Annotated in this window: 20 protein-coding genes; 16 read left to right on the top strand and 4 right to left on the bottom strand. The window is 48.5% G+C overall.

Annotated features, from left to right (window positions below; all coding sequences use genetic code 11):
- The first annotated feature begins 7 nt into the window (after positions 1-7).
- From PPA03S_RS05895 to PPA03S_RS05865, 7 genes are all read left to right on the top strand, one after another.
- Positions 8-1,672, top strand: a complete 1,665-nt coding sequence (locus tag PPA03S_RS05895; protein ID WP_062320819.1) for a glycoside hydrolase family 172 protein — start codon at positions 8-10, stop codon at positions 1,670-1,672.
- Positions 1,669-3,093, top strand: coding sequence for a glycoside hydrolase family 32 protein (locus tag PPA03S_RS05890; RefSeq protein ID WP_062320816.1), 1,425 nt, complete (start codon positions 1,669-1,671; stop codon positions 3,091-3,093). The genes PPA03S_RS05895 and PPA03S_RS05890 overlap by 4 nt, the downstream gene beginning before the upstream one ends.
- 298 nt (positions 3,094-3,391) lie before the next feature.
- Positions 3,392-5,203: an ABC transporter substrate-binding protein gene (locus tag PPA03S_RS05885; protein WP_062320814.1), complete on the top strand. Its 1,812-nt coding sequence runs from the start codon at positions 3,392-3,394 to the stop codon at positions 5,201-5,203.
- Positions 5,204-5,297: 94 nt separating this feature from the next.
- On the top strand, positions 5,298-6,308 hold the full coding sequence (locus PPA03S_RS05880) for an ABC transporter permease (protein WP_062320812.1): 1,011 nt from the start codon (positions 5,298-5,300) through the stop codon (positions 6,306-6,308).
- 1 nt (position 6,309) lies between these two features.
- Entirely contained in the window at positions 6,310-7,146 is an 837-nt protein-coding gene (locus PPA03S_RS05875; RefSeq protein ID WP_062320811.1) for an ABC transporter permease, read from the top strand.
- A 4-nt stretch (positions 7,147-7,150) separates the two neighbouring features.
- On the top strand, positions 7,151-8,239 hold the full coding sequence (locus PPA03S_RS05870) for an ABC transporter ATP-binding protein (RefSeq protein ID WP_082704020.1): 1,089 nt from the start codon (positions 7,151-7,153) through the stop codon (positions 8,237-8,239).
- A gap of 97 nt (positions 8,240-8,336) precedes the next feature.
- Positions 8,337-9,137 (top strand): ABC transporter ATP-binding protein, encoded by an 801-nt coding sequence (locus tag PPA03S_RS05865; RefSeq protein WP_062320810.1) that lies wholly within the window; start codon positions 8,337-8,339, stop codon positions 9,135-9,137.
- A 271-nt stretch (positions 9,138-9,408) separates the two neighbouring features.
- Here PPA03S_RS05865 and PPA03S_RS05860 read toward each other — a convergent pair whose 3' ends face one another.
- Together PPA03S_RS05860 and PPA03S_RS05855 are read right to left on the bottom strand one after the other, a co-directional pair.
- Positions 9,409-9,681 (bottom strand): HU family DNA-binding protein, encoded by a 273-nt coding sequence (locus PPA03S_RS05860; RefSeq protein WP_053783990.1) that lies wholly within the window; start codon positions 9,679-9,681, stop codon positions 9,409-9,411.
- Positions 9,682-9,804: 123 nt separating this feature from the next.
- Entirely contained in the window at positions 9,805-10,005 is a 201-nt protein-coding gene (locus PPA03S_RS05855; RefSeq protein ID WP_062320808.1) for a cold-shock protein, read from the bottom strand.
- Between the two features lie 169 nt (positions 10,006-10,174).
- Between PPA03S_RS05855 and PPA03S_RS05850 the strand changes: the two genes are divergently transcribed.
- Positions 10,175-11,098, top strand: a complete 924-nt coding sequence (locus PPA03S_RS05850; RefSeq protein WP_062320806.1) for a tyrosine-type recombinase/integrase — start codon at positions 10,175-10,177, stop codon at positions 11,096-11,098.
- A gap of 63 nt (positions 11,099-11,161) precedes the next feature.
- On the opposite strand, the gene PPA03S_RS05845 is transcribed toward PPA03S_RS05850, so the two are convergent.
- Complete coding sequence (locus PPA03S_RS05845; RefSeq protein ID WP_062320804.1) at positions 11,162-11,683, bottom strand: hypothetical protein; 522 nt, start codon at positions 11,681-11,683, stop codon at positions 11,162-11,164.
- A 215-nt stretch (positions 11,684-11,898) separates the two neighbouring features.
- Here PPA03S_RS05845 and PPA03S_RS05840 point away from each other — a divergent pair, with 215 nt between their 5' ends.
- The 6 genes from PPA03S_RS05840 (at position 11,899) to mglC (ending at position 20,285) form a co-directional block, all read left to right on the top strand.
- The gene (locus PPA03S_RS05840; RefSeq protein WP_062320803.1) at positions 11,899-13,518 is read left to right on the top strand and encodes a response regulator; all 1,620 of its coding nucleotides are present in this window, start codon (positions 11,899-11,901) and stop codon (positions 13,516-13,518) included.
- Positions 13,515-15,332: a cache domain-containing sensor histidine kinase gene (locus PPA03S_RS05835; RefSeq protein ID WP_082704019.1), complete on the top strand. Its 1,818-nt coding sequence runs from the start codon at positions 13,515-13,517 to the stop codon at positions 15,330-15,332. The genes PPA03S_RS05840 and PPA03S_RS05835 overlap by 4 nt, the downstream gene beginning before the upstream one ends.
- Positions 15,319-16,488 carry a substrate-binding domain-containing protein gene (locus PPA03S_RS05830; RefSeq protein ID WP_062320801.1) on the top strand — a complete coding sequence of 390 codons (1,170 nt, stop codon included), beginning with the start codon at positions 15,319-15,321 and terminating at the stop codon, positions 16,486-16,488. Before PPA03S_RS05835 ends, PPA03S_RS05830 begins: the two co-directional genes overlap by 14 nt.
- A 121-nt stretch (positions 16,489-16,609) precedes the next feature.
- Complete coding sequence (locus PPA03S_RS05825) at positions 16,610-17,671, top strand: galactose ABC transporter substrate-binding protein (protein WP_062320799.1); 1,062 nt, start codon at positions 16,610-16,612, stop codon at positions 17,669-17,671.
- A gap of 74 nt (positions 17,672-17,745) precedes the next feature.
- The gene (locus PPA03S_RS05820) at positions 17,746-19,251 is read left to right on the top strand and encodes a sugar ABC transporter ATP-binding protein (RefSeq protein WP_062320796.1); all 1,506 of its coding nucleotides are present in this window, start codon (positions 17,746-17,748) and stop codon (positions 19,249-19,251) included.
- A gap of 14 nt (positions 19,252-19,265) precedes the next feature.
- Complete coding sequence (gene mglC / locus PPA03S_RS05815; protein WP_062320794.1) at positions 19,266-20,285, top strand: galactose/methyl galactoside ABC transporter permease MglC; 1,020 nt, start codon at positions 19,266-19,268, stop codon at positions 20,283-20,285.
- A gap of 138 nt (positions 20,286-20,423) precedes the next feature.
- On the opposite strand, the gene PPA03S_RS05810 is transcribed toward mglC, so the two are convergent.
- Complete coding sequence (locus PPA03S_RS05810) at positions 20,424-20,759, bottom strand: hypothetical protein (RefSeq protein WP_062320792.1); 336 nt, start codon at positions 20,757-20,759, stop codon at positions 20,424-20,426.
- Positions 20,760-21,016: 257 nt separating this feature from the next.
- Between PPA03S_RS05810 and PPA03S_RS05805 the strand changes: the two genes are divergently transcribed.
- Both PPA03S_RS05805 and lpxA read left to right on the top strand, forming a co-directional pair.
- A complete protein-coding gene (locus tag PPA03S_RS05805) occupies positions 21,017-22,588 on the top strand; it encodes an ATP-binding protein (protein ID WP_245683524.1) in 1,572 nt (523 codons plus the stop codon).
- A gap of 208 nt (positions 22,589-22,796) precedes the next feature.
- Positions 22,797-23,669, top strand: a complete 873-nt coding sequence (lpxA, locus tag PPA03S_RS05800; RefSeq protein WP_217998921.1) for an acyl-ACP--UDP-N-acetylglucosamine O-acyltransferase — start codon at positions 22,797-22,799, stop codon at positions 23,667-23,669.
- The last annotated feature ends 67 nt before the right edge of the window (positions 23,670-23,736 follow it).

Genomic DNA, 23,736 nt, shown 5'->3' with positions numbered 1-23,736 from the left:
GCCCGACATGAATCGAACGGAGCAGCAGTTCCATACCTATCAAGACCTTGTGAAGCGATTATATGATCTTGAATCGCTAGCGGTACCGCCGCAGGCTGGAGAAAAATCGGGGTGCTTCTCAAGTTTTGACCGAAACTCTATTTATAATGCCGAGACGGGCTTATACGAGAATTGGGGAGCCAATGATGATGGAGGAGGCTTCATTCGTAAGGAAGGAGAAAGCATCGTCGCCATGGAGCTTGACGGTCCCGGCGTGATCTGGAGATTCTGGTCTGCACTTCCTGAGGACGGGCATATCCGGATTTATATTGATCACGCCGATACCCCCGTGATCGATCAGCCCTTCCGGGATTATTTCGAAAAATTCAATCAGGAAGGGCCGCCATCCAATTTTCCGAATCTGTCTCCTATTTTGTCCCGCGGAAGAAACTGCTTCATCCCAATCCCCTTCCAAAAACATTGCAAGGTGTTGCTGGATAAAGGTTGGGGAGCCTATTATCACATAACCTATACCTCGTTCCCTTCCGAAGTCCAACTGCCCTCATTTGACGGCAGTATCGACAAAGAGAGTGCCATAGCACTGGCCGAAGCAGACCGGTTTTTACAGCAAAGGGGAACGTACTCTTTTATGAAAAAGGAAGGGTCCTCCGCCGAGAGCGTTACGGTATCCGTACCGGCAGGCGGCAAAGCGGTGCTTTTGGATAAAAAGGGGGCTGGCGCTATTTCCATGATCCGGATTAGGACAGACCTTGGACGAAAGAGCGAGGAACAGCAGCGGATCTTGACCAGGCAGTTGGTCATCTCGATGAGATGGGACAATGAAGAAGCTCCTTCCGTATGGGCTCCACTGGGTGATTTTTTTGGAAGCGCACCCGGGATCAAGCCGTACCGAGCCCTGCCTCTGGGCATGAATGAACATGAAATGTACAGTTATTGGTACATGCCGTTCTCGGAAGGCGCCAGGATCGAAATTGAAAATGATGGAGTCGAACCGTGCGAGATAGCGGCTGATATCCGGTATACTCCCTTAACGACATCTCATACGGACGATCTCCTACGTTTTCATGCAAAATGGCACCGGGATGATTATCTGGATCTGGATATGGGCCGCTTCATGGAAGGCGGGGATCGCTGGCCGGATTGGCCACTGCTGCTGACGAAAGGCCGGGGTAGGTACTGCGGCGTTCATCTACATGTGTACAATACCTGGGAGAAACCAGATGAGGAAGCTGAAACATGGTGGTACGGGCGATGGGATCGAAAAACGATTGATTGGTGGTGGGGAGAAGGAGACGAGAAATTTTTCGTGGATGGCGAACCCTTTCCGTCCACGTTCGGAACGGGTAGCGAGGACTATATTGGCTATGCCTGGGCGGCCGAGCCGCCTTTCCCGATGTTTGACAGTGCTTTCGCCAGTCAGCCGTTTATCGAGTTGGATGCAAACGGACATACCTCGGTTAACCGATTTCATATTTGTGACAACGTTCCCTTCATGGACTCCTTCGAAGGATTTATTGAGAAATATAAAGGGAATCAATGGGGCCCAAATAATCAATGTTTGTATGCCGCCACTGTTTATTGGTATCAGGAACGAGGCACAAGCGATGCGTACATGCCTGTTCCGGTGAATGAGCGCTTAGCTAATTTAACCATTAGGAGGGATGAAGGATGAGGGAGTTTTTCTACCGGCCGGATAACGCCTGGGTCGGAGACGTTATTCCATATTATGAAGACGGGGAGTTTAAGTTATTTTATCTTCACGGATGGAGGGATAACTATCGTGAGGGCCTTGACCACGGCTGGCATCTTGTCGGAACGAAAGATTTCGTGAATTATCGGGAAGAAGGAGCTTGCAAGATCGAAGGCGGCACCGGTCATATACTGAAAGTGGACGGTATCTACCATATGTTCTACTGCATATTTCCTGAAGGCAAGCAGCTGGTATGTCATGCGATCAGCAGAGACTTCAAGACTTGGGAAGCGATCCCTGAGGATACCTTTGCGGCTGATGACCGCATCTATGAACTGTCTGATTGGCGTGACCCCTTCGTATTCTGGAATGAGGAGGAAGGTCAATACTGGATGCTGCTCGCAGCGATGGCGAAAGGGCCAACCAATCGAAAAGGATGTACCGCACTGCTGTCATCCAAAGATCTTCAAGCTTGGGAGTACCGCGAGCCCCTGTACGCGCCGAATCTGCACGTAGGGGCTCACGAATGCCCCGATTTGTTTCGGATCGGGGAGTGGTGGTATTTGATCTACTCCTCTTATACCGGGCGATTTGCGACCTTTTACCGGATGAGCCGTTCCCTGGATGGCCCCTGGATTACCCCAAAGGAGGATACTTTCGACGGACGGGCTTTCTATGCGGCCAAATCCGTGGATGACGGGCAGAAACGCTACCTGTTCGGTTGGAATCCAACGAAAAATGACGATTTATTCGGCTGGAATCCGCCGAAATCCCTTGGCAAGGATTACGATACTTGGGACTGGGGCGGGAATCTGATCGTGCATGAAATCGTTCAGCGTCCCGATGGCAACCTCAGCGTAAAGGTACCTGAAACGGTCGATGCCGCATTTACGGATGGGTTTCCTATACATCTCAATGGAATTGCAGGAGATTGGATCCATTTGGATAGCTCGCTTTCCTGCGAGTCTCCGTATGGGTTTGCCGGCTGCACGAGCCAGGAGGATTTGCCTGATCAATGCAAGATATCTGCACACGTCTCTTTTTCCGGGGAAACGCAAGGTGTTGGGTTCATGTTACGAACAGAAGACACTTTGGATGCAGCCTATTATCTCACATTGGAACCGCAACGAAACCGTATTACCTTCCGGGGGGCGATAATGCAGTCGGAAGAGGGCGGGAAAACGTTCCCTTATGAGGTTGAACTGGAACGTCCCGTTCAGCTTGTTCCCAATCATCCATATGAAATCAAAGTGTTTATTGACGGAACGATCTGCGAAATGTATGTAGATGATCAAATTGCAATGAGCGCCAGAATGTATGATATTCATCGAGGGAAGCTTGGCTTGTTCGTTAGCCAAGGTAGTGCCCAATTCAACAGTGTAAAAATCACAATCAGAGAATAGGATTCCCGGTGGTATAGACCGATAAATTGGTCGACGAGATATTTCAAAGTCTAGGCGGTCGTCTTTGCCATTCGTAATGGATTCGTCAAGTAAACCGTTCTTGATCTTCTGTGGAGTAAATCATAATTCAGCAAATAACCAGCTGCCCCCCGCGGTGCTGGTTATTTGGGATGTCCCCCTAAATAATGTCTCAGCATTGAGAAAAGAGATGGAATGTTTCGTGTGAGATAAGTCATAGAATAAAATTAAGTAAGCGCTTCCAATAACGCCGATAAATGAAATCATGGAGGGGTTCAGAATGCGATTCAAGAGGTCTGCCATACCGCTCGTCGCTCTGTTCATGTCTGTCACATTGTTTGCCGGATGCCAAAGTGTTCAGCCGCCATCGGTAAGTGAGCCGCAAGGAACGGTGGATACACCCACCACAACTACGCAAAACGAACCTGCACCACAGACCAACAAAGAAACACCTCGTAATGAGACGCTGTATATTAATGGGCTGCAATGGGGGCCGCCAACCAACTTCAATCTGCTAAGTGGCAATCCCGCATTTCCTGTGAATTACGGCAACTCCAGGGAGCTGGTATACGAGACACTGTTTATGGTGAACCAGTTGGACGGCGGGCTCGAGCCGCTGCTCGGCAAGTCGTATGAATGGACGGATGAAACCACACTGCGCATCGAATTGAACGCGGATGCGAAGTGGAGCGACGGCACGGCATTTACGGCAGATGATGTTGTATATACCTATGGACTGGGCAAAAAATACGATATCAACTGGAGCAGCTTCTGGACCTACATCAGTGAAGTGAAAGCGGATGGAGCGCAGGCCGTGGAAATTAAGCTGAACCCTGATAACCCTAACAAGCTGACCGTACTGGACAGCATTGAACTGATCCCGATGCTGCCAAAGCATATCTGGGAAGAGATCGAGAAGAAGAACAATAATGATCTGACCGCGATTCGTAAAGAGGTTAATGACAATCCGGTGGGTACCGGTGCGTATAAGCTTCATTTTTACAATGATCAGAAAATTACGATTGCCCGTGACGACAACTACTGGGGTCAGAAATTATTCGGCAAGCTGCCTGCTCCGAAGTACATCACGCATGTGATCTACAAAGATAATGCCGCAGGTGATCTGGCGTTTAAGAGCGGGCAAGTGGACGTCTCCCAGCAGTTTATCCCTCAGGTGTGGAAGATGTGGGAAGGCGGGGCCGCCGTCAAAACGTATCTGAAGGATGCGCCGTATTATCTGCCCGGTTCCATGCCAAGCATTTTCTTCAATCTGTCCAAAGCCGGACTGGATAATGCTGACGTTCGCCGTGCGATAGCCATGAGCATCAACTATGACAAAATCTCGGAGCTGGCGATGAGCGGATATTCTGCGCCAATGCAGCCATCCCTGACCTTGAACTCGGACGCCGAGTCCAAATATATTGACCAGGATGCCATCAAGTCGTTGCAATGGACAATGGATATTGAAGGAGCCAACGCCTTGCTCGACAAGATTGGAGCGACCAAAGGCAAAGACGGTATCCGTGTCCTTAACGGCACACGCCTTGGACCTTTCGAGATTGAATGTCCTTACGGCTGGTCTGATTGGAACGCTGCCCTGGAGATCGTAGCACAGAGCGCCAAGGCGATAGGCATTGAGATTCGTACCAAATTCCCGGAATCCCCGGTATGGACGAATGATCTGCAGACCGGCAAATTCGATATCATCATGAACACCCCTGCGGGTGGGGTCAGCCCAAGCCAACCGTGGAACCGTGCAATGACGATTATGTACTCCAAAGGGGTTGCCCCAATGGGCGAGATGGCGTTCTGGAACTGGGGACGTTACCAGAATGACCGCGCAGACGCCATTATCGAAGAGATTCCATCCGTATCCGACGAGGCGAAGCTGAAGGCACTCTATACCGAGCTGAATACCATCTGGCTGAAAGACATCCCTTCCATTCCGCTCATGTACAGACCGTGGGTGTTTGACACCGTGAACGAATCCGTCTGGAAAGGCTTCCCGACCGAAGGAGATGGCACCAACATCCCGCCGCAGATCTCCATGGACGGAGCAGGTATTAAGGCGTTGTATCAAATCCATAATTAAGGAAGCTCATATGGTGAAAAGCAGGACATGATGAAGTTACACGCCATTTCAGATATAAGGCCCTTATCCGCTAAATTCGGGGGTGTTAGATCCTATGAATGCCTATTCCAGATATGTGGCGAAGAAAGTATTCTGGTACGGCTTGACGCTGGTCATTGCCATCGGACTGAACTTTATTTTGCCAAGACTGATTGAAGGTAATCCGGTGAGCATGATCGCTTCCAAAATGACGACAGGCATGACGGACTCGGATTCCATCAAGCGGGTGTATGAGACGTTTACGGTTGAATTCGGCATTGATCAGCCGCTCTGGACCCAATTCGGTATCTATTTGAAAAATCTGTTCACAGGCAATCTGGGCACATCTTTTGGATTGTACCCGAAGCAGGTAACAGACATTCTGGCCTCCGCCGTCCCTTGGACGGTGGGGCTTCAGCTTCCGGCCATCCTGGTCGGCTGGATCATTGGCAATTTGCTCGGTGCGATTGCAGCGTACCGGAAGGGTGTTTTTGATAAAGTGCTGTTCCCGGTTGCGCTGTTTATCAATTCCATCCCTTTTTTTACTCTGGCTATTATTATGCTGTATGTCTTTGCGTTATCACTAAAATGGTTCCCTTTGTCCGGGGGATATGATTTCCAGATGGTGCCGCAGCTAAGCTTCGATTTTATTCTGTCCGTGGTTCGCCATCATACGTTGCCATTTCTCTCCATTGTGCTGGTGACCATCGGCGGTCAGGCCATCGGCATGCGGGAAATGTCTATCTATGAGCTGAATTCAGACTATGTGTTATACAGCAAACTGCTGGGTATTCGCGACGGCCGAATTGCGCGTTATGTGTTCCGCAATGCCATGCTGCCGCAAATTACGGGACTGGCGCTATCCATAGGCACCATGGTTGGCGGGTCATTGATCTGTGAGATTGTATTCAGTTATCCAGGCATCGGCACATGGCTGTTCACAGCCATACGGCAGCTGGATTATCCATTGATTTCGGGATGCACCCTGTTGATTGCCATCGCTGTATTGCTTGCCAATTTTACGATTGATGTCATCTATGGCTTCATCGATCCGCGCATCAAGGCCGCTCAAATGGAGGAACAATGATATGAAGCATTCACTCTCTATTTTGGTGAAGTCTCCGAAATTCATGATCGGTGCGGTGACTTTTGTCGGCATGCTGCTCTTGGTTACGATCTATCCGCTTATCAATCGCAGTGATCCCCTGGAGATGATTGCGATGGCATTCCAGCCGCCGGGTGATGGCTTGCTGCTGGGATCGGACAATTTTGGAAGGGACATCTTCCTTGAATTGATGTATGGCATCCAGACGTCCATACGTGTGGGACTGATTGCGGGTGTGTTTGCAACTGTGATTGGTCTCGTTATGGGCCTGGTGTCTGGCTATATCGGGGGGATGCTGGATAACGTTCTGACAGCCATCACCAATATTTTTATTGTTATTCCATCGTTCATCATTCTGATCTTGATCTCGGTCAGCATTGATTCACGCAGCTCTCTGGTGACGGCAATCATTATCGGCATAACCAGCTGGCCCTGGACCGCCCGGGCTGTGCGAGCCCAGACGACATCCCTGCGCAGCCGGGATCATGTGCATATTGCGAAGATATCGGGACACAGTACCCCGCGTATCATTATCCATGAGATTTTGCCATATATCGCGTCTTATGTGGTGATGGCCTTTGTACTCCAGACGGCATCGGGTATCCTGTCCGAAGCTTCCATCTCCATGTTGGGTCTGGGTCCGTATAATACGATCTCGCTCGGCATTCTGATGAACTGGGCACTCGTATTTGAGGCTCCAGTGGCAGGGGCGTGGTGGGCATTCATTCCTGCGGCGCTGGCGATTGCTGTCATTACCTTCTCTCTTTATCTGATGAATACGGGCATGGACGAAATTTTCAATCCGAAAATAAGGAGCTAAGACCATGAACCAACCTATACTTCAGGTCAGCGGTCTCAAAACCTATTATCGTACCCGGCTTAAGGAAAATGTTTTTGCCGTCGACGGGGTGGAGTTTGGACTGAAAGAGGGGCAGACGTTGGGCATTGCAGGTGAATCGGGCTGTGGCAAATCGACGCTGGCGCTCAGCCTGATGGGCTTTTATTTCCCGCCCCTTCATTATGGCAGTGGTTCGATCCGGATCAACGGTACGGATATTATGCAGCTGAACAAAGAGCAGCTTCGTTCCCGCGTCCTGGGCAAGGAAATTGCCTATATTCCGCAGGCTGCCATGAATGCACTGAACCCAACGCTGCGTATAATCCGGTTCATTGAAGACATTATGAAGGAGCACTGTCCGGAGATGAAGCGTCCGGATGTGCGGAAGATGGCTGCCGAGCGCTTCCAATCCCTGAATCTGTCACCGGATGTGCTGGATATGTATCCAAATGAATTGTCCGGCGGCATGAAGCAGCGAACCGTTATTGCCATCTCGACGATTTTGAACCCGAACGTGCTGATTGCGGATGAACCTACCTCGGCTCTGGACGTCACTTCCCAGAAGGCAGTCATTCGTCTGTTGAAAGATTTGCTCAAGCGCAAGGTGATCAAGTCACTGGTATTCATCACGCATGAGCTGCCGCTGCTGTACCATGTCACGGATGAGATTATGGTGATGTATGCGGGGGAGATTGTGGAACGAGGGACGGCAGAGCAGATGATTTTCAATCCGCTGCATCCGTACACACGCAAGCTGATGGGCTCCATCATTGTGCCGGAAGAAGGCATGAAGGAGCATAAACTGGCTGCCATTCCCGGTGCACCGCCGAATCTGAAGAATGTGCCAGAAGGCTGCCGCTTCGCGGAGCGCTGTACATTGGTGACCGACGAGTGCCGCCAGGGAAAAATCGAGAACATTCATGTCGATGGACGGATATACCGCTGTCTTCTGACACCGGAGATGCTGGAGCAGATGAGGGAGCAGGAGGAGCATGTCGTCCAGGGAAAGCAGGAGGTAGACGACGGGGCATCCACGAATGCTCAAACGATCACCGATGTTAACCCAGACTTATGAACTGATTCTGTCTGGACGTACACAACGCAAGTAGGCATATCAAGTATATGGACTGAACATGTGGTTTGAAAAGGCTCCCCGAAAGGAGTGAGGTAGTATGGCGATGGGCAAGGTGCTGATCAGCGGCCGCCATCTGACCAAGGTGTACGGTACAGGCAATCGCAAAAAGGCAGCAGTGGACGATGTCAGCTTTGATTTTCATGAAGGCGAGATTATTTCCATCGTCGGAGAGAGCGGCAGCGGCAAGACGACACTTGCGAAAATGATTATGGGATTGCTGAAGGAAACGGGTGGGGCAATAGAATACGATGGCAAGCCAAGACAGTTAAAGCGGTATCGTGAACGTAAAGCGTATTGGAAGGATATTCAGGCCATTTTTCAGGACCCGTTCTCTTCGTTTAACGTATTTCACCGGGTGGAAAAACTGCTGGTGGACTGTATCAAACTTCAGGGGCTCAAGCTGAACAAGGACGAAGAATATGCCAAAATGAAGGAAGCCTGTTCCTTCGTCAATCTGAAGTTTGAGGAGTTATACAACAAATATCCGTTTGAGCTGTCCGGTGGACAGATGCAGCGGCTCATGATTGCCCGCATTTTCATGCTGCATCCCAAGGTGTTGATCGCCGATGAACCGACGTCCATGGTGGACGCGTGCTCGCGTTCAACGATTCTGGATATGCTGCTCAAGCTGCGTGACGAGAACCGCATGACGATTGTTTTTATTACGCACGACGTGGGTCTGGCTTATTATGTAAGCGACACGATCTGCATTATGGAGCATGGACGAATGGTGGAGGCAGGGAGAGCGGAGGAAGTTATTCACCATGCGGAGCATCCCTATACCAAGCAATTAATCAATGACGTGCCCAAAATTCATTCTCCCTGGGTGCTCGATTGAACACAAATCAAGCCCTGGACCGTGTTGAGCGGAACAGGGCTTCTTATTGTCCAAGATGAAAGGTTCGTTTAGCGAGTGGGTGGTTGTAGTGTCTGTTCAGACTTTGCTGCTGGGGGTGTTAAATGGGTGTGATCTTCCGCGTTATTCTGGTTCGTATGCTTGCCGGAATAAAAGTTAATGATATCATCAACCGTAGAAAACACGACATCTACATCAAAATGTTCGTTGTGTGTTTGAATAAAAACCTCTTTTCCAATCGTGTTGTTGCTGTTTAGTTCAGAGCTTCTTTCATCGTTAATCCTGCTGTAAATACAGGAACCTTACCTGCGGGAAGTTGAATTTCTTTACCGGTTCTCCGGCTTTTGCCCATACGTGCTTCACGATTACGCACTTCGAACTTTCCGAATCCAACCAGTTGAACTTCTTTGCCTTCTTTTAGAGCTTCCAATATGGAATCCAGTACAACGGTTACTGCTTTTTCAGCGTTCTTTTTGGAGAATCCGCCGTTTTTGGCTACTTCTGTGATCAATTGTTCTTTATCCATTGGTCATACCTCACTTTACGTTTTTGGATTAATTGCTGAGTGAAAAGACGCTCTTGTTGATTTATGCAACATGCTCGTGTAATAAAACAAAAAGCTGCCTTGTACAAGGCAGCCTTAATATAATTAAACTTTAGTAACGTTCTCAGCCTGTGGACCACGGTTACCTTGAGTTACTTCAAATTGAACGCGTTGTCCTTCGTCCAATGTTTTGAAACCGTCGCCTTGAATTGCACTGAAATGAACGAATACGTCTGTTCCTTCTTCAGTTTCGATAAAGCCAAATCCTTTGTCCGCGTTAAACCATTTCACTGTACCTGTTTGCATGTAGTTCCTCCAAAAAATAAGTTTTTTAAACGACCATTTTGAAAAGGTTAATTAGAAATTAACGCTTATCAGGTATATTCTAACCACAGACTTGATGTCCGCTAATGTATCGATTAATATGATAATACCATGTCCGCTAATATAAGTCAAGATTTGGAGGTTTTTTCTAATGGATAAGGGATCTGGTACGTCGGTACAAGGGGAAATGGTTGTTCAGGAATTCATACATATGCTTACGATTCAGGGAGAATTGACTCCCAAAACCTTGAAGGAATACGCGAGTGATTTGAAACATTTTACGGAATGGTATAAGGGAAACGATACTCAAAGTGAAGAAATTTCATTTCGAATCGAAGACGTGGATACATCCACTTTGGTCCATTACCGGGAAGATTCAGAAAAGGTATTGCAATTGAAGCCATCTACCATTAATCGCAGATTGATTACACTCAAGCGTTTTTTCAAGTGGGCGGTAGCCGAATCCAAAATCAATCTGGATCCGTCCAAGCCTCTGAAATTCATTCCGGAAGACAAGGTTAGTCCCCGCCGGATGACAGCTGCCGAGGAACAAGCATTCCTCTCTGCGGTCGAAAGCGGCAGCTCGCTTCGAGACCAAACCATCCTTACCCTCATGTTTCATACGGGTTTGCGGACGATGGAGGTATGCAATCTGATGCCGAGTGACATTGAATTGGGAGAACGAAGTGGGCAGCTCACTGTGCGGGCAGATAAACGAAATGCTCAACGGACAATTCCGCTGAACATGACCTGTATTGCTTTGTTAAAGATATATATGGCTGGACTTGATTCGGATAGCCCTTACCTTTTTCCTTCAGAAAAAACAAGCGATCGATTAACAGAGAGGGCGCTGCGGCATTTGATTAAAAAGGTGATGAAACCAGCCGGGCTGGAAGGGTTAAGTTCCCATGATCTGCGTCATCGGTTCGGATACGCCATGGCAGAATGCACGCCGCTTCATCTTTTGGCGCAAATGATGGGGCATATTAATCCCGACACAACGATGATTTATATGAAAGGGTTAAATGCCAATCGATCTTCGTCAGCAGAAGATGGAGAATCGGAACCTCATTAAAGTACTGTTTATAATGAATCCTTTGTGATTGACTGATGTAGGATGAGTGAAGCCCTGACCACTTCAAGTGGATGAGGGCTGTTTGGTTATCCGCGAATGACTTACAAACCATTCAGGCTTGTTGTTTTCATTGATCTGCGGTTCTAACGTCATAATGGCATAGGTTCCATCATGCTTTTCCCAAAACTGGATCGCCTTTGTATGATCGGGATGTATAAGCAGAGCAGGCATGATATCTCCGTTCTCCAGCATGGTTCTTCGTTCGTTACTGTAATAGGCGGCGATGAAGGAAGACTGCTCTTTATGGGGGAGAGCGGTTAATGCATCTTCCAAGCTGTAGAACAGTTTCCATTCCGTTAGATTCTCTTTCTCACCATCCTCATTCAACGTATTACGTATCGCGTCTAATCCTCCCCTCCATGATTTTGATAACTTCTCCTGAAGTTCCTGAGGTTGGTTCTCCCAATGAGAAGACTCGGTGGATGCCTCAAATCGATCTGTTCGAATCGTCTCCGTGATTGCACCACTACAGATTAATATTGCCGCAAGACCGGTCGTTATCATTCCGGATTTCAAGTCATTCATCGTTAATAGACTCCTTTTCTATTTCATCATTAACCCTTTTCAATAATTTACCATGTTTTCGTTTGAGCGCCTATTATATCAATCCTAACATCTTAAAAGTAAGCGATTACATATTTAAATTTATATTGTATATTATGATGGCAACCTTGGATCAGATCGACATATACATTATTGCTTGGGCTTCTGGCCTGTTAAATAAAAGGAGGAATCCGCACGTGTACCGGGTATTGCTGGTGGATGATGAAGAGGATGTACGCGAAGGGTTGGTCGTAGAGGTAGATTGGGAAGCACTCGATCTGCGCATTGTTGGTCTCGCGGAGAATGGTCGGGAAGCATTGGAAATGGCTGAGCGGGTAGAGCCGGATATTGTGGTAACGGATATCAGCATGCCATTTATGGATGGATTGGAGCTTGCCCGAAGGTTGCGGGAGCGAAATCCGCTCGTGAAAGTGGTGATTTTGACTGGATACGATGAATTTGACTACGCCCGGCAAGCGGTCTCGCTGAGTGTGGATGAATATTTACTGAAGCCTTTCTCGGCGGGCCATTTGACAGAACTGCTTACCAGATTGCGTGCGCAGATGGCGCTTGAAGTGGCCGAGCGAGAGGATGTACAGCAGCTGCGCGACCATTATTATACAAGCCTGCCCCTGTTACAGGCCGATCTGATGGCGACTTTGCTGCACCGGCAGAAATCACCGGAATATATTCATGGCAAAGCAAAGCAATGCGGACTGGATCTGCATGGTAAACGCTATGGTGTATCCGTATTGACCCTGCATATGGACGGAGAACAATCCGAGGATGCAGAGTTGAAGCAGTTTGCTGCGTTGAACATTGCCGCAGAAGTCTGGACGGAACACGGGGCCGGACATGCCTTTATGCACCAGGAGGCGATTGTTCTGCTTTATGTGGACCGGTGGGGTGGAGAAGATGGGGAGAAACGACAGCAGCAGGCATTGGAAAATGTAATGCGCAGCATCAATCACTACTTGCGCATTCCTGCAACGGTGGGATCGGGACAGATTGTGAACACACTGGCAGGTGTGAAGCATGCCTATGAGGATGCACTACTTGCGCTGGATTACCGGCTTGTGCCGGGTACGGATTCGCTCATATACATTGCGGATGTGGAGCGCCAGACGGCTGGCAGGCTGCGTTTTGACGAATTGAAGCAGCAGACGCTGACCCGTTGTCTGAAAGCGGGTACGCAGGCGGAGCTGGAGGAAGCGCTGGAGATCATTTTCCGGGAAATTACGGTAGAACATGGGCGAAGTGACATTCAGCTGTATTTAATTGAAGTATTAACGAACGTCTGGAAGGCAGCGCAGGCATCGGGCGAGGCAATGGAGGATATCTTCGGTGCTGGGTTTCAGCTGTACACCGATTTGTTCCGGTTGCCCGGTTTGTCCGAGGCACGAGGCAAGGTGCGGGAGGTCTGTCTGCTTGTACAGCATCGGATTGCCAGCGGGCGTCAGCATGTATACAAGGATATTGTGGAACAGGCTTTGTCGTTTACCAAAGAACACTATGCCGATCCCGATCTGTCCATTCAGAAGGTATGCGGGCACTTGCATATTAGCTCCGGTTATTTTTGTGGCATTTTCAAAAAAGAAGTACAGCTGACCTTCCTGCAATATCTGATGCAAATCCGGATGGAGGCGGCGAAAGAGCTGCTTCGCTCCACGGAGATGAAGTCGTTTGAAATTGCTGCTCAGGTAGGCTTTGCGGAACCGAATTATTTCAGTTTTTGCTTCAAAAAACATATTGGCATCTCGCCTAAAGAATATCGCAAACAGACTGCAATAACAGCTAATGAAGGCACAAGCTTATGAGATCGTTTGCCGGATGGATAAGATCCCTTTGGCTCAAGCTACGGTCCAGGCTGCGTTCATCGAGAGTCAGCAGTATCCGCTTTATTATTACGTGGTCCTTCTCCGTCTTCATCGTACTGGTGCTGACCATTATGGCGATGCTGCTGCATGACAAATTCACACAGGCTGCGGAACGAAGTGCGGAGCTGACGACGAGACAGATCGTGGATCAGGTGAGCTACAATCTGGAGGAATATGTTCGCAGCATGTCGCATCTATACCGAGCCATCGAAGAACATATGCTGCGGGACGGTACGTGGGAAGGAGAGCAGGTAGACAAACAGCTCGACACACTGCTTAGCAGCCGTGAAGATATCATTTCCATTACTTTGCTGGATTCAACAGGGCAATTGCTCAAGAACAGACCTTCCGCCGAATTAAAATCAAGTGCCCATGTGACTCAGCAAGGGTGGTTTCAATCTGCGCTCCGAGTGCCGGATCACCTTAGCTTCTCGCTGCCTCATATCCAGAACATGTACACAGGCCCATACAAATGGGTCGTTTCCATGAGCAAAGGCATTACCGTAAGCCAAAATGGTCAAGATCGGCAGGTCATTCTGCTGGTGGATATCAACTTCAAACAGATGGACGAACTGAGCCGCCGGGTCAGTCTGGGGAAGCGGGGATACGTCTATATTATCGACGAGAGTGCAGGCAATATCGTGTACCATCCGCAGCAACAATTAATGTATATGGGGCTTAAACGTGAAAATATCGAACAGGCGCTGGTGGCAACAGGCAGTTATGAAGATGAGGCGGACGGCCAGAAAAGGCTGAATACCGTCAAATCAGTTGCCAATATCGGATGGAAAATTGTTGGTGTCGCCTATCTGGATGAGATCATGACAACCCGCCAGGAGGTCAACGGATATCTTATTCGGGTACTGCTGGTAGTACTGGTGCTGGTCATCCTCGTCTCACTATTTCTCTCTTCCAGTCTGACACGTCCGATCCGGCGCATGGAACGAAAGATGAAGGCGGTGGAGCGAGGAGACTTTAACGTGGAGCTGCCCATCGAGGGGCCGCTGGAAGTGGAACGTTTATCCCGCCGCTTTAACCTGATGGTCCATAAAATCCGTACCTTGATGGGTGAAATCATTCATGAACAGGAACAGAAACGTCGTCTCGAACTGGAGGCTTTGCAAGCTCAGATCAATCCGCATTTCCTGTACAACACGTTGAATTCGGTCGTGCGCATGGTGGGCATGAGCCGGAATGAAGAAGTCATTACGATGATTACTTCGTTATCCCGATTGTTTCGGATCAGTCTCAGTCAAGGCAAAACGATTATTACGGTCAGGGAAGAACTGGAGCACGCCCATCATTACCTGACGATTCAGCAGATGCGGTTCAAGCGGAAATTCAATTTCAGGATGGACGCCGATGAGGATACGCTGGACTGTCTCACACTTAAGCTGGTGCTCCAGCCACTCATTGAAAATGCCATTGTGCATGGCATTGAGTATCATATGGACGAGGGATGTATTGAAATTCGGGTATACCGGGAGGACGACAAGTTGGTATTCCGAATTACGGATAATGGCGTCGGCATGACAGAAGAGCAGATGTCAAAACTTTTGGTGGGCGGTCCTATCGTCAAAAGTGGAGCAGGCTCAGGTGTAGCTGTGCGTAATGTGCATGATCGGATTCGGCTCTATTATGGCGAGGCTTACGGTCTTGAGTTTGATAGTGAGCTTGAAGAAGGCACAACCGTCTGGATTCGGATTCCGATTCAATGGGAACGGGAGGAGGACGATACTCATGATGAACCATAAAAGGGAACGGGATACCAAGTGGTCCAAGCGAATCAACAAGGCGAATGCGACCAAGAGTGGGGGAGTCCGAGCCCCTATGCTTCGTTGGATGGCAATGACAGCTGTAATGTGCTGCTTGTTAATATGTATGGCATGCAGTATGTCGAATACGGATTCAGCTGGATCGTCGCCGCGTATTGCACTGATTACGCCAGCCGGAACAGGTGAACTGGCGGAAGCAATAAGGCTTGGCGCTGAAGCAGCTGCCAAGGAGACGGGGGCGGAGCTGATTACGGTGGAGGCTTTCCCATCCGCAGGGGTTACTTACGCACCATCTAACCCCGATTTTGCAGCAGGACAGCGAAAGGTTAACCAAGAGCATTTCCCCAATGGGACTTATCCGCTGAGCGAACGTGAACTAGCTCAGGTCGATGCCGTATCACTGGCACTGGAACAGGGTGTATCGGCACTGTTGATTGATCCTTTGAGTGAGAGGGTACTCAGCAACGTTATCCAGAAGGCGCAGACCATGAATGCCAACGGAGTGGTTATTCCTGTAATGGTGTTGAACGACGAATTTCCTGTAAAAGGTATTACAAGTGTCATCTCGATGGATAACATCGAGGCTGGACGGCAGGCGGGCCAGGCCATGGCTGATCTTCTCGAAGGACGGGGACGTATAGCTTTGCTCGGTCCAGATCCGGTCAACCCGGGTCTAATGGATCGGGAGCAAGGGGTGGAGGAATCACTGGCCCGGTATCCGGACATTCATGTGGAGCCTCGATTTGTATGCAGTACCCGGGATAGTTGCTGGCAGGCGGCAAAGCAATTGCTTGACCAGCAGCAGGTGGATGGTTTCATTGCCCTTCAGGAACCTGCTTCTCTGGGCGCAGCCGATGAACTGAATCGGCGTACGTCTGGAAACAATGGGAGTAAGGTGAAGATTGTAGGATTTGGCAGTGAGCAGCAGCAGCTGGAGCAGTTGCAAGAAGGCAAGATACAGCACTTAATTGTACAAAACGGATTCAGTGCAGGATATCTTGGCGTGAATCAGGCCGTTGCGAGACTGAACAATCAACAGGTGCAAGCGAGGGTGACGCTTGAAACGAAATTGGTCAGTACGGACAATATGTTCTGGATGGATAATCAGAAGCTGTTGTTCCCTTTTGTACAATGAAGGTTCAATTCAGGAAGATTTCGATAAAACAGAGGAAGATCTTGTATTCGAATTTATTGTAAACCCTTTCATAATAAAGACATCGGTAAAGCCGAATGAACTTGGGGGAGGTCATTAGGATATGAAGAAAACGTGGATGACATTGTTGCTTACAGCGTGTATGGTTGCGGCGGCGGGGTGCAGCAGTGGTGGAGACAGTGCAGGCGGCAGCACAGGAACAGATACAGGAGGTCAGGCGGCGGCAGGAACGGAAACGCCGAAGATTGGCGTGGCGATCTATAAATTCGATGACACGTTCATGACGGGTGTGCGGAATGCAATGACCGCAGCAGCAGAAGGCAAAGCCACACTCGATATCGTGGATAGCCAGAACGCACAGCCAACCCAGAATGAAAAAGTCGATCTGTTTGTATCAAAGAAGTACAATGCAATGGCCGTCAATCCGGTTGACCGGACCGCAGCAGGTGTCATCATCGATAAAGCCAAGGCCGCAAGCATTCCGGTCGTCTTCCTGAACCGTGAGCCGGTTGCCGAAGACATGAACAAGTGGGATAAAGTGTATTACGTTGGAGCCAAGGCGGAAGAGTCCGGCACGATCTCCGGTCAGCTCATTGTGGACTACTGGAAGGCCCACCCGGAGGCAGATAAAAACGGGGACGGCAAGCTGCAATACGTCATGCTGAAAGGCGAGCCAGGCCACCAAGATGCAGAGCTGCGGACCAAATATTCTGTTCAGGCCATTCAGGATGCCGGTATTGAAGTGGAAGCGCTGGCGGAAGACACGGCGATGTGGGACCGGGTCAAAGGCCAGGAGAAAATGCAGGCGTTCCTTGCCTCCCACGGAGACAAGATTGAAGCGGTATTGGCGAACAATGATGACATGGCCCTTGGAGCCATTGAAGCGTTGAAAGCAGCCGGATACTTCAAAGACGGCAAAACGATGCCGGTTGTCGGTGTAGATGCGACGGCTCCAGCCATTCAGGCTCTTCAGGATGGTACGATGCTGGGCACGGTGTTGAACGATGCCAAGAACCAAGGAGCTGCGACGGTTGCACTCGCTTCCGTACTCGCGAAGGGTGAGACACCAACGAAGGAAAATACGGGTTATGACATTACGGATGGCAAATACGTCTGGATTGCTTACAAAAAAATTACGAAAGACAACATTGCCGACGCCCAATAACAGCAGCAACCAGGGACGTCCGTCATGAGATGGCGTCCTTTTTTTGCCGGGTATATGGAAAGGGAGGATGAAAGATGGAATCACCTTACCTGCTGGAGATGGACGGAATATCCAAAGCATTTCCGGGTGTGCAGGCACTGAGTCAGGTTACATTGAAGGTGAAGCCGGGTACGGTTCATGCGCTGATGGGAGAGAACGGAGCGGGTAAATCCACGCTGATGAAGTGCCTGTTCGGTATGTATCGCCCGGATGAAGGAACGATTCGGATAGACGGCAACGAGGTGGAGATTCCAAGTTCGAAGGCGGCGCTTCAGCATGGTATATCGATGATTCATCAGGAACTTAACCCGGTACCTCATCGTCCGGTGATGGAGAACATCTGGCTGGGACGATTTCCGATGAGGGGGCTGCTGGTGGATGAGAAACGAATGTATGCCGATACACTGGCCTTGTTCAAGGATCTCAATCTGGATATTGATCCCAAGGCTCAGGCGGGAACCCTATCCGTTTCCAAAATACAGTCGATGGAAATTGCCAAAGCGGTTTCTTTTCAATCCAAAGTCATCGTGATGGATGAGCCAACGTCCTCGCTCACGGGCAAGGAAGTGGACCAGCTCTTCGCCATAATCAATCAGCTGCGCAGTCGTGGGGTTTCTATTATCTACATTTCGCACAAGATGGAGGAAATTCTGACGATCTCGGATGAGGTTACGATTATGCGGGATGGCTTTGTAGTCGGGACCTGGGCTGCCGTCGATTTAACGACAGACCTGATCATTACCCGCATGGTTGGACGTGATCTGGATGAACGGTTCCCGGAACGGACGAACGTACCTGGAGAAGTGATTTTGAAGGCAGAGGGCTTAACCTCCAGCCAGCCGAATTCGTTCCGGGATGTGACGTTTGAATTGCGGAAAGGCGAAGTACTGGGAATTGGCGGTCTTGTTGGGGCACAGCGAACGGAATTGATTGAGTCGCTGTTTGGCTTGCGCGGACTTTCCTCAGGGACGATCTCGATTCATGGACGCAAGGTAAAGATCAAGTCACCGGCCGCAGCGAAGCGTCATAACATTGCCCTGCTAACCGAGGAGCGCAGAGTCACAGGAATTTTTCCAGTGTTGTCTGTGTATGAAAATACGATTATCGCGAGTCTTGGACGTTACCGGAATCGGGTGGGTCTGCTGGATGAAAAGAAGGGCCGAGAGGAGGCACACGAGCAAACTCAGAAGTTCAGAACCAAAACGCCTTCGGTTAACACGCTGATTCGCAACCTGTCTGGTGGGAATCAACAGAAGGTACTTCTCGCTAGATGGTTATTGACCGACCCGGAGATTCTATTGCTCGATGAACCGACGCGTGGAATTGATGTGGGCGCCAAATTTGAAATCTACACCATTATTACGGAACTGGCCCGTCAAGGCAAAAGCATTATTATGATCAGCTCGGAGATGCCCGAACTGCTGGGGATGTCAGATCGAATTATGGTCATGAGCGAAGGGCGGCTCACCGGAATCGTGGATGGCGCCGAGGCAACAGAGCAGGATATCATGAGGCTGGCCGCACAGCAGCGGATGGCTTAGTCAGGAGGGAACACATGAATACACAGGTTATCAATCAGGTGAAGCAGTATGTGGCGCAGCGCGCGATCTTTATTGTGCTGATCCTGCTCGTCATTGGCATTGCCATTGCCGATCCGCACTTTCTTGCTTTCTCTACACTTCGGGATATATTACAGCAGTCATCCACACGGGCCATCATTGCGCTGGGAGCAGCGTTTATTCTGGTAACGGGCGGGGTCGATTTGTCGGCAGGACGGGTCGTTGGTCTAACGGCTGTCGTATCCGCATCCATGCTGCAAATCGACGAATATGCCAATCGCTTCTTTCCTGATCTGCCACATTTATGGGTGGGATTGCCGATCGTCATCGGGATCATCGCGGGCCTGGCAGTGGGTCTCGTCAACGGCATCATTGTAGCCAAATTACATGTTCCACCCTTTATTGCGACGCTGGGCACCATGGTTGCGGTATATGGTCTGAACTCGATTTATTTTGATACGGAGCCGAATCAGTCCCAACCGATTGGTGGACTGAGACCGGATTTTACCGTTATTGGATCTGGTTACATTGATCTTGGCGGTGGGTATTCCATTCCGTATATCGTATTGATTGCTATAGCGGTTGCGCTGATCTGCTGGGTCGTTTTCAACAAGACCCGCCTCGGGAAGAACATGTATGCCATCGGTGGCAACATTCAGGCTGCGCATGTGTCCGGCATTCATGTGGCACGCAACCTGATCGCACTGTATGCCATCGCAGGAGCATTGTATGGACTGGGCGGTGTGCTGGAAGCCGCACGTACGGGCGGGGCAACGAACAATTACGGCAATATGTATGAACTGGATGCTATTGCGGCCTGCGTAGTGGGGGGCGTCTCCACTGCGGGTGGTATTGGTACGGTACCCGGAGTTATGGCAGGGGTGCTGATCTTTGGAGTCATCAACTATGGTCTGACCTTTATCGGTGTAAGTCCTTACTGGCAGCTGATTATTAAAGGGTTGATTATTGTGGCTGCGGTGGCATTCGATATTCGCAAGTATATGGCGAAAAAATAGAAGGGTATATAAGTTGATTTTGAAAGGTTGCACCTGCCACGCAATTTTCAGTAATATCTTTCGATCTCTTATAGAGAGGTAAAACAAAGCCAGCACTCTGAAATGACAGGGGGCTGGCTTTGCGTGTGTCATGCTTTTTTAATGGAATATGACCCATATTACACCGTAAAGTGGAAAGATCATCACGCTAAGAATCAGCATGAAACCACCGACCTTGTATGCCACTTTTGTACCAAAGTGAGAATGATATTTGCGTGCGATCAAAACGGAAGATAACCAAAAGATGACAGCTGCCATAAAGGGAATATGAAATCCTTGATGACCATTGCTATAGATCGGCAAATCCAGTAGATTAAACAAGTAGTGGCTGATCTGTACCTTTTCAGTGCCCCAAGAAAAATTAAAAGCAAACCCCATAGCAAGCACAAGCAGAGAAAGGGTCCCGACGCCCAACGGTTTTCTTTGTTGTATCAACTATTTCCCCTCCATAACCAAGGTGATATCCCAAATAAATCCATTAAATGTATTGTATCACAATCGGATCATGAATTGGAGGATATTTCGCATTCTCCTTTTTCCTATAAACCGTTTGTCCTACTTTATTTATAAACTTATACATTCATGTGAATTTGGCGATCCTCCAATAATCGACAACATCAGCTAATCATAATCGATATAATACATGTAAATAGGATCTTAGATGTGCGTATTGTCAAAGGGGGCGAGGCTGTTTGCTGAGTTACACGATGAAAATGGTTATTTTCCCGCTGGGATGTCTGCTGGTTATCCTGTCCTCTTATTTTCTAGGGCTTACTCCCCATCTTGCGTTAATGATATGTGCTGGTGTGTTATTTGTAGCAAGTATATACGGGGAAAAACGGTATCCTGTACTGCGCTATATCCATTGGATCTTTCTCGGCATATTCCATTATTTCAGTGAACTGAACTGGTGCAATATGTTGTATTACCTGCTCATTATGTCGATGATTCAGGATAAACAGCGTGTCACGCAGATGTTACCCCTTTCAATGTTGATGGTGTTTGAATATACCGTGATTCGACTCTCGTACGTGAAGATAGATTCATATAATTTGCTGGTATCCATGTTTGACATGTTGGCAGTAATTGTCTTTATCTTCTTGTATCATGCCTTGGTTAACAGCGAGGCAGAGAAACGAAGACTGCGGGAAAAAAATCGTTATCTTACGATCCACGACCCGCTCACCGGGTTACTGAATTACGAGGGATATATGAATGTACTGAAGAAAACGGCGGACGAGCAACGATCCTTTTTGCTGATTATCTTGAACATTCAGAATTTCAACGGATTTGACAAAGAGGTTGAAGATAACTGGAGTCAGGTGATCAAAGCCACAGGCGAGAGTGTGTCGAAGCAATTTGCAGATGCGTATGGGGTATCCCGATATGCGGGGGATCGGTATGCTGTGGTTCTGCCTGAAATACAAGATATCGAAGAGCGCATGGCGTCACTGTTGACCGGGGAGTTAAAGGGGCTGCAGGTAAACTACATTATTTCCCCATATCCGGGAATGTCTGAGACCTTGCAGCAATTTATTACCCTCTCGGAGGACAGGCTGTTCCAGCAGCAGCGCAGCAAATGGCTAAAAAATGAAGAGGAGGTCTTCCGTTCGGAAAGACTCCGGGCTGTAGGTGAGCTGGCGGCTGGCATGGCTCATGAAATCCGCAATCCACTGACTGCCATTCGAGGATTTCTGCAGTTATCACGAGGACAGGCATTTAATATCGCTCCATGGTATGAAGTCATTATGGGTGAGGTAACACGGGTAACGGATCTGACAGCCGAGTTTTTACAGTTCTCCAAACCCCAAGCCAATCACATGAAGCCCGAAGGTGTGGGACATTGTCTTGAACGAGTCATGTCGTTAACCGAATCGGATGCAGCATCGCGAGGGCACCAGATTACACTTAAAATGACTGGTGAGCCAGTTGTGGTCAACATGGATCGTGACAAGATCGTTCAGGTTCTGATTAACCTGATCCGTAATGCTTTTGAAGCGATGGCAGATCCCGGCGAGGTACATATTGATCTGTTGCAAGATGGAGACCAAGCGCTGATCTCCATTACCGATACAGGCAGCGGTATTCCGGAGAATTCACTGGCAACGATCTTTAATCCATTCTATACAACCAAGGAAGAAGGGACCGGACTCGGGTTGGCACTTTGTCAGAAAATTGCTCAGGATCATCATGGGAAAATTACCGTTCAGAGTGAAATGGGGATTGGTTCGACGTTCACCCTTTATCTGCCTATGGGGGTATAATTCCAACAGACATAAACACTGAATTGATCCCGTTAAATAGACGTAAAAAAAACAAAAAATGGTTCGTTTAGAAACCTCAGCTCGGATGACGTGCTAAGGTTTTTTTGTTTTGCTGCTCATCGGTTATTCGTTGACCCTCCAAATATCGACAACATCAGCTAATCATAATCGATATAATACGTGTGAATAGGATACGGATGTGAAAATAATGTCAAAGGGAGTGAGGCTGTTTGCTGATTTACACGATAAACAGGGTGGGCGGTTCTCTGATTTAAGTAGAATAATACTCAAAGGAAGGTGCGAAATGATACATCCCTCAGCCATTATTCATCCTACCGCAGTAATTGGAGACCATGTCGAAGTCGGACCTTTCAGTATCATTGAAGAAAACTCAAAAATAGGTAGCGGTTGTAAGATTGGAAGTCACGTTATCATAGGAGCTAACACGATCATGGGAGAGAATAACGCTATTTCACATGGTGCTATTATCGGCTCGGTTCCACAAGATAAAAGTTACCAGGGTGAAGCGTCGTATCTCATTATTGGAGATCATAATACCGTGAGAGAGTATGTCACCATATGTAGAGGCACATCAAAAGGAGATGGTTTCACGCGAATAGGCAGTAACAACTTTATTATGAATTATGCTCATGTCGCACATGATGTGTTGATGGGAGATCACAACGTCATTGTCAATAATGTGCAAATTGGCGGACATGTTCATATTGAAGACTATATCACTTTTGGTTGTGGTTCTGGTGTACACCAATCGTGTAACATTGGAAGGTTTGCAATGATTGGAGCGGGAAGTAAAGTTTCACAAGATATTGTTCCATATTCTTTAGCAGATGGTCCGCGTTCGTACATACATGGTATTAATACTATTGGTCTAAGAAGAAACGGATTTTCAAATGAAGATATAAGCATGATAAAAAAGATTAATACCATTTTATTTCGCCAAAAACGAACTCTCGATCAATCTATTGAAGAAATAAACAACTTACCTCCTTCTGAATTTAAAGAACACACATTGAACTTTATAAATCAATCTACACGCGGAATTGTACGAATGAAGCGATAAAATGGAAACGCCGCAAAGGTCCGGGATAAGACGGAACCTAAAGCGGCGTTTTTTTGCTGTGTTTTGT

Source organism: Paenibacillus pabuli NBRC 13638 (genome assembly GCF_001514495.1).
Classification (GTDB): domain Bacteria; phylum Bacillota; class Bacilli; order Paenibacillales; family Paenibacillaceae; genus Paenibacillus; species Paenibacillus pabuli.
Note: the sequence above shows the minus strand (reverse complement) of the source record. Positions and strands in the feature narration are given on the sequence as shown.